This is a genomic window from Pseudomonas sp. PS02303 (genome assembly GCF_029959925.1).
Classification (GTDB): Bacteria; Pseudomonadota; Gammaproteobacteria; order Pseudomonadales; family Pseudomonadaceae; genus Aquipseudomonas; species Aquipseudomonas mandelii.
The window spans coordinates 1-5,947 of record NZ_JASCOM010000324.1 but is presented as its reverse complement, the minus strand read 5'-3'; the positions used below and the strand labels follow the sequence as shown (position 1 = coordinate 5,947).

Annotated in this window: 5 protein-coding genes; all 5 read left to right on the top strand. The window is 59.8% G+C overall.

Translation table 11 applies throughout. The features are described 5' to 3' along the window. Window positions 1-119: 119 nt before the first annotated feature. The 5 genes from QMX98_RS31590 to QMX98_RS31570 all read left to right on the top strand — a co-directional run bounded on the left by QMX98_RS31590 (window position 120) and on the right by QMX98_RS31570 (window position 5,874). On the top strand, window positions 120-1,172 hold the full coding sequence (locus tag QMX98_RS31590; RefSeq protein ID WP_169857943.1) for a Gfo/Idh/MocA family oxidoreductase: 1,053 nt from the start codon (window positions 120-122) through the stop codon (window positions 1,170-1,172). 157 nt (window positions 1,173-1,329) lie between these two features. Beyond that, a complete protein-coding gene (locus tag QMX98_RS31585; protein WP_010459630.1) occupies window positions 1,330-2,256 on the top strand; it encodes a sugar ABC transporter substrate-binding protein in 927 nt (308 codons plus the stop codon). Window positions 2,257-2,326: 70 nt separating this feature from the next. Then, on the top strand, window positions 2,327-3,892 hold the full coding sequence (locus QMX98_RS31580; protein ID WP_010459632.1) for a sugar ABC transporter ATP-binding protein: 1,566 nt from the start codon (window positions 2,327-2,329) through the stop codon (window positions 3,890-3,892). Between the two features lie 227 nt (window positions 3,893-4,119). Beyond that, window positions 4,120-5,142, top strand: a complete 1,023-nt coding sequence (locus QMX98_RS31575) for an ABC transporter permease (RefSeq protein ID WP_008153855.1) — start codon at window positions 4,120-4,122, stop codon at window positions 5,140-5,142. Between the two features lie 327 nt (window positions 5,143-5,469). Beyond that, window positions 5,470-5,874 carry a TraR/DksA family transcriptional regulator gene (locus QMX98_RS31570; RefSeq protein ID WP_010459637.1) on the top strand — a complete coding sequence of 135 codons (405 nt, stop codon included), beginning with the start codon at window positions 5,470-5,472 and terminating at the stop codon, window positions 5,872-5,874. The last annotated feature ends 73 nt before the right edge of the window (window positions 5,875-5,947 follow it).

Genomic DNA, 5,947 nt, shown 5'->3' with positions numbered 1-5,947 from the left:
GCTCGCGATAGCGCCAGCACATTCAACATTAATGTCGGCTGACACTCCGCTATCGCGAGCAGGCTCGCTCCCACAGGGGGCGTGTATATCCGGCAGCTATTTATAAGGAGAACATTTTCATGCGCATCGGACTTGTCGGTTACGGCCATGGCGGCCGGTTTTTCCATGCTCCGCTGATTAGCAGCCTGCCGGCGGCGACGTTCGTGGGCGTGGTCACCCGTTCCCCGGAACGCCGACAATTGCTGGCGGCCGAACACCCCGGCGTACCGGCCTTCGACAGCATCGGCCAATTGGTCGAAGCCGGGATCGATGTGCTGGTGGTGTCGACGCCGCTCAAGGGGCGCCCGGCGCTGGTGCTCGACGGCATCGAACACGGCGTGGCGGTGGTTAGCGACAAGCCGTTTGCCGCCGATGCGCAGCAAGCGCAAACCCTGATCACCATGGCCGAGCGCCAGGGCGTGCGGCTCAGCGTCTACCAGAACCGTCGCTGGGACTCGGACTTCCTCACCGTGCGCAAACTCATCGAGTCCGGCGCTCTGGGCCGTGTCACCCGTTTCGAGTCGCGAATTGAGCGTTACTCGCCGCAATCGGTGAACAACAGCAGTGGCGGCGGCTTCCTGCGCGATTTGGGCAGCCACCTGGTGGATCAGGCGTTGCTGCTGTTCGGCCCGGTGACCCGGGTGTACGCCGAACTGGATTACCGGGAAAAAGACCAGGCCTTCGACAATGGCTTCTTTGTATCCCTGACCCACGCCAACGGAGTGATCTCGCACCTGGGCGGCAGTTGCCTGCAAAACACCCCCGGCCCGCGTTTTCGCGTGACGGGCACCCAAGGTTGTTACAGCGTCGATGGTCTGGACGGGCAGGAAGCTTCAGCGCTCGCCGGGCTATCGCCGAAATCCGAGGGTGAGCGCTGGGGCGGGGAAGAGCATCGCCGCTGGGGCTGGTTTGAACAGGGCGAAGTGCGTGAGCGGGTGCCGTCGGAACGCGGATGCTGGAATCAGTTCTATTTGCAGCTACAAACCGCGTTACAGAGCGGTGGCCCACTGCCTGTCGAAGCCCGTGATGCACTGGCGACCACCCGCGTTCTAGACGCTGCGCGCTTGAGTTTCGAACGGCGTCAGGTCGTGGAATTGAGCCCGTTTGAGAGCCATGGAACAAAATCAGAATAAAATTCTAAAATGAGTTGATATAGAAATAATATTCCAATAAAGTCATTTCCAGCGAACTGCCTCTCGCTCGTTTTCACAGCTTTTCCCGCTTGCCTGCTTACTGAAAATCGTCACGCCTCATCCATAAAACCAACAAGAATGTGGAGAAAGACTTTTCATGAAGACCAAGATCCGTTTTGCCTCACTGGCCTTGTCCCTGATGTTCGCCAGTGGCGCTGCACTCGCCGACATGAAGATCGGCGTCAGCATGTCCCAGTTCGATGACACCTGGCTGACCTACCTGCGCGAATCCATGGACAAGAAAGCCAAGTCCTACCCCGACGGCGTGCAGCTGCAGTTCGAAGATGCGCGCAGCGACGTGGTCAAGCAGTTGAGCCAGGTCGAAAGCTTCATCAGCCAGAAAGTCGATGCCATCGTGGTCAACCCGGTGGACACCGCCGCCACCAAGAAAATCACCGAAGCCGCCGTCAAGGCCGGCATCCCGCTGGTCTACGTAAACCGTCGTCCCGATGACCTGAAACTGCCCAAAGGCGTGGTCACTGTGGCCTCCAACGACCTGGAAGCCGGTGAAATGCAGATGCAATACCTGGCCGATAAAATGGGCGGCAAGGGCGACATCGTGATTTTGCTGGGCGACCTCGCGAACAACTCCACCACCAACCGCACCAAGGGCGTTAAAGAGGTGCTGGCCAAATACCCGAACATCAAGATCGAGCAAGAACAGACCGGCACCTGGCTGCGGGATAAAGGCATGACCCTGGTCAACGACTGGCTGACCCAGGGCCGCAAGTTCGATGCAGTGGTGGCCAACAACGACGAAATGGCCATTGGTGCCGCGATGGCCCTGCAACAGGCCGGCGTCGACAAGGGCAGTGTGCTGATCGCGGGTGTCGACGGTACGCCGGACGGCTTGAACGCAATCAAGAAAGGCAGTCTGGCGGTCTCGGTGTTCCAGGATGCGAAAGGTCAGGCCGACGGCTCCATCGACACGGCAGTGAAAATGGCCAAAAACGAGCCGGTTGAACAGGCCGTGTGGGTGCCATACCGTTTGATCACGCCGCAAAACGTCGACACGTTCAAATAGCCCGTCCGCCCCATAACAACAATAAGCACGCAAGGTTGCCACCGCGACCTTGCTGATGGAGTACCTGATCATGTTCGCTTCAGCGACTGCTTCGAGCACCCCGTTGGTGGGTATCCAGCCAACCGCAACACCTGTCGATGAGCCGTACCTGCTGGAGATCATCAACGTCAGCAAGGGTTTTCCCGGTGTGGTGGCGTTGTCGGACGTGCAGCTGCGGGTGCGCCCCGGCTCCGTCCTGGCGCTGATGGGCGAGAACGGTGCGGGCAAGTCCACCCTGATGAAAATCATCGCCGGCATCTACCAGCCGGACGCCGGCGAGTTGCGCCTTCGCGGCCAGCCGGTGGTGTTCGATACGCCGCTGGCCGCGCTGCAGGCCGGGATCGCAATGATCCACCAGGAACTCAACCTGATGCCGCACATGAGCATCGCCGAGAACATCTGGATCGGCCGCGAGCAGCTCAACAGCCTGCACATGATCGACCACCGCGAAATGCACCGCTGCACTGCGAAACTGCTCGAACGCCTGCGGATCAACCTCGACCCGGAGGAGCAGGTCGGCAACCTGAGCATCGCCGAGCGGCAGATGGTCGAGATCGCCAAAGCGGTGTCCTACGATTCCGACATCCTGATCATGGACGAACCGACCTCGGCCATCACCGACAAGGAAGTCGCGCACCTGTTCTCGATCATTGCCGACCTCAAGAGCCAGGGCAAAGGCATCATCTACATCACCCACAAAATGAACGAAGTGTTCGAGATCGCCGATGAAGTAGCGGTGTTCCGCGACGGCGCCTACATCGGCTTGCAACGGGCTGACAGCATGGACGGCGACAGCCTGATTTCTATGATGGTCGGCCGCGAGCTGAGCCAGCTGTTCCCGGTGCGCGAAAAACCGATTGGCGATCTGCTGTTGTCGGTGCGCGACCTCAAGCTCGACGGCATTTTCAAAGGGGTGTCCTTCGACCTGCATGCGGGCGAGATCCTCGGCATCGCCGGGCTGATGGGCTCGGGCCGCACCAACGTTGCCGAAGCGATTTTTGGCATCACTCCGAGCGACGGTGGCGAGATTCGCCTCGACGGCCAGGTGGTGCGCATCAGCGATCCACACATGGCGATCGAGAAGGGCTTCGCCTTGCTGACCGAGGATCGCAAGCTCAGCGGCCTGTTCCCGTGCCTGTCGGTGCTGGAGAACATGGAAATGGCGGTGCTGCCGCATTACGCCGGCCACGGGTTCATCCAGCAGAAAGCCCTGCGGGTCTTGTGCGAAGACATGTGCAAGAAGCTGCGGGTGAAAACCCCGTCGCTTGAGCAGTGCATCGACACCTTGTCCGGCGGCAACCAACAGAAAGCCTTGCTGGCGCGCTGGCTGATGACCAATCCACGCATCCTGATCCTCGACGAACCGACTCGTGGCATCGATGTCGGCGCCAAGGCCGAGATCTACCGGCTGATCTCCTACCTCGCCAGCGAAGGCATGGCGGTGATCATGATTTCCTCGGAGCTGCCGGAAGTGCTCGGCATGAGCGACCGGGTGATGGTCATGCACGAGGGCGACCTGATGGGCACCCTCGACCGCAGCGAAGCGACCCAGGAACGAGTCATGCAACTGGCCTCGGGCATGTCCGTACGCCATTGAGTCAAGGGCAAACAGAGTCCAAGGGTGAGCAGAGTCCAAGGGTGAGCAGAGTCCAGGGGTGAACCGGGATTCTGTGGCGAGGGAGCTTGCTCCCGCTGGGCTGCGAAGCGGCCCCAATGTCTCGAACATACCGTAGAACTGGCGAGCGCTGCGCACTCGAGCGAGAGCAAGCTCCCTCGCCACAGGTATGTAGTCGATGCCGGAATTCATTAGAAGGGTGAATGGTTATGAACGCGATACTGGAAAACAAGCCAGCAACGGCACCGGTCAAGAGTCGTCGGCGCTTTCCGACCGAGTTGAGTATCTTCCTGGTGCTGATTGGCATCGGCCTGGTCTTCGAAGTTTTTGGCTGGATCGTGCGCGACCAGAGCTTCCTGATGAACTCCCAGCGCCTGGTGCTGATGATCCTGCAAGTGTCGATCATCGGCCTGCTGGCGATTGGCGTGACCCAGGTGATCATCACCACCGGGATCGACCTGTCCTCCGGTTCGGTGCTGGCGCTGTCGGCGATGATCGCTGCGAGTCTGGCCCAGACCTCGGATTTCGCCCGGGCGGTGTTTCCTTCACTGACTGACTTGCCCGTGTGGATTCCAGTGATCGCCGGGCTCGGCGTCGGGCTGTTGGCGGGCGCGATCAACGGCAGCATCATTGCCATCACCGGGATTCCGCCGTTCATTGCCACCCTCGGCATGATGGTCTCGGCGCGAGGCCTGGCGCGTTATTACACTGAAGGCCAGCCGGTGAGCATGCTCTCGGATTCCTACACGGCCATCGGTCATGGCGCCATGCCGGTGATCATTTTCCTGGTGGTCGCGGTGATCTTTCACATCGCCCTGCGCTACACCAAGTACGGCAAGTACACCTACGCCATCGGCGGCAACATGCAGGCGGCGCGCACCTCGGGGATCAACGTCAAGCGTCATCTGGTGATCGTCTACAGTATCGCCGGGTTGCTGGCCGGCCTGGCGGGCGTCGTGGCCTCGGCGCGTGCCGCGACCGGGCAGGCGGGGATGGGCATGTCTTATGAGCTGGACGCGATTGCCGCGGCGGTCATCGGCGGCACCAGCCTGGCCGGTGGCGTCGGGCGCATTACCGGCACCGTGATCGGTGCCTTGATTCTCGGAGTGATGGCCAGTGGGTTTACCTTTGTCGGTGTTGATGCGTATATTCAGGACATCATCAAGGGACTGATTATTGTGGTGGCGGTGGTGATCGACCAATACCGCAACAAGCGTAAACTCAAGCGCTGAGTCGTAGAACCGACAGCCAATGCGCCACGCCTGACCCGCGTGGCGCAACCATTTGTCTTCTCTATACAGCCGCTCGATTGAATTTCTTGCTATAAACGCACTCCGATAACCACCGCAGAGGCTGCCATAGAGCACTTTCCGGGCTTTGTCGGACAAATTCGCTGTCTTTTCAGTTGCTGAGGCCTCAAGTCGGCCTTAGACTGCCGGCCCTCGTAAATTGAGTGCCGGGTGGCGCTTGGAATAAACGGCGCCTTTCCGATGGCCAGACCTGGTTCACCGGAACGCTCCCTAATTCGCCTTAATGCACGTTTTTTTATAGAGATATCAATGACAAAGGACAAGTTGCTGGCCATGCCGGCGGATGACTACATGAATGCCGAGCAACATGCTTTTTTCTATGAGCTGTTGCAGAACATGAAAGTCGAAACCCATGAGCGCATCGAACAGAACCGCATCGCCATCGAGAGCCTGGACACTCCAGCCGATCCGGCCGACGCTGCTTCTGTCGAAGAAGAGCGCACCTGGCTGGTGAACGCGATCGATCGCGACCAGCGCATGCTGCCTCAGTTGGAACAGGCTCTGGAACGCATCAAAGAAGACAGCTTCGGCTGGTGCGATGACAGCGGCGAGGCCATCGGCCTGAAACGCCTGCTGATCAGCCCGACCACCAAATACTGCATCGAAGCTCAAGAGCGTCACGAACAGATCGACAAGCACCAGCGTCAGGCCTGATTTCGTAGCGCCCCGCATCGCGGGCAAGCCCGCTCCCAAGGTTCACGATGAACCTGCAGGAGCGAGGCTTGCC